Origin of the sequence: Aquidulcibacter paucihalophilus, from assembly GCF_002105465.1 — a bacterium.
GTDB lineage: Bacteria > Pseudomonadota > Alphaproteobacteria > Caulobacterales > Aquidulcibacteraceae > Aquidulcibacter > Aquidulcibacter paucihalophilus.
In genome coordinates this window covers 1-1,011 of sequence record NZ_NCSQ01000056.1, presented here as the reverse complement: position 1 = coordinate 1,011, position 1,011 = coordinate 1, and the positions used below count along the sequence as shown (strand labels likewise).

The 1,011-nt window shown below is 56.6% G+C and carries 1 protein-coding gene; it reads left to right on the top strand.

From position 1 onward, the window contains the following. Positions 1-115: 115 nt before the first annotated feature. Positions 116-1,011, top strand: an 896-nt coding sequence (gene tnpC, locus B7364_RS17675) for an IS66 family transposase (RefSeq protein ID WP_157893489.1), incomplete at its 3' end; no start/stop codon positions are given.

Below are 1,011 nucleotides of genomic sequence, written 5' to 3'. Positions count from 1 at the left end.
GATTATGCTGGCCCGAAACAGTCAAATCAGCTAGTATCTTCTGGTGAAAAAGCCAGCTGAATCAACATCTAAACGACCCACGCAACAGCCCGTTCCAGCTGGAGACGAGGCTGCGATGCAGGCCGCACTCCTGGCCGAGCGCGACAGGTTGTTGGCTGAGAATGCGGCGCTGATCGCCGAGCTTAATGGGGCCAGTCTCCTCAACGAAAAACTGAAGCTTCAGATCGCACGGATGAAGCGCTTGGCGTTCGGGTCAACGTCCGAGAAGGATAAGACACTGCTCGCCCAGCTTGAGTTGGCGTTAGATGATCTGGAAACATCTGAAGGGCAATCTGAAGCCGCGCCAGTGCCCGTCACACCTATCGAAGGCCCAGTGTCTGAACAGGGGCCTGAACCCAAAGGCAAGCCGGCGCGACGTCCCTTACCAGAGCATCTCCCGCGTGAAAGCGTGGAGCATGCCCCTGATCTAGCTCATAACGCTGATGGTGCTTGCGGCTGCCCGTCATGTGGCAAACAGATGCGCCAAATGGGTGAAGACGTCACTGAAGTGCTGGAATATGTTCCCGAGAGCTGGAAGGTTATCGCCCATGTGCGGCCGAAGTTCTCATGCCGGGTATGCGACACCATCATGCAGGCCCCGGCCACAGGCTTGTTGGCGCGACGTTTGCGCCATGGGCCAAATCTCTTAGCCCATGTCGTCGTCGCCAAATATGCCAATCATCTCCCGCTTTATCGTCAAAGCGAGATCTATGCCCGTTCTGGCATTGATATAGACCGTTCCAGCCTGACCGATGACGTGGGCCATGTGGCGAAGATCCTAACCCCGCTGATCGATCTTCTGGCCAAGGAGGTTATGACTTCTCCTGTGCTTCACGGTGATGATACGCCCGTTAGTGTGCTTGCCCCAGGTGCAGGCAAGACCAAGACTGGCAGACTATGGGCCTATGTGCGTGATGAACGAGGTCATGGGGGCGAACGCCCCCCTGCTGCGGTCTATTATTACAGCCCTGA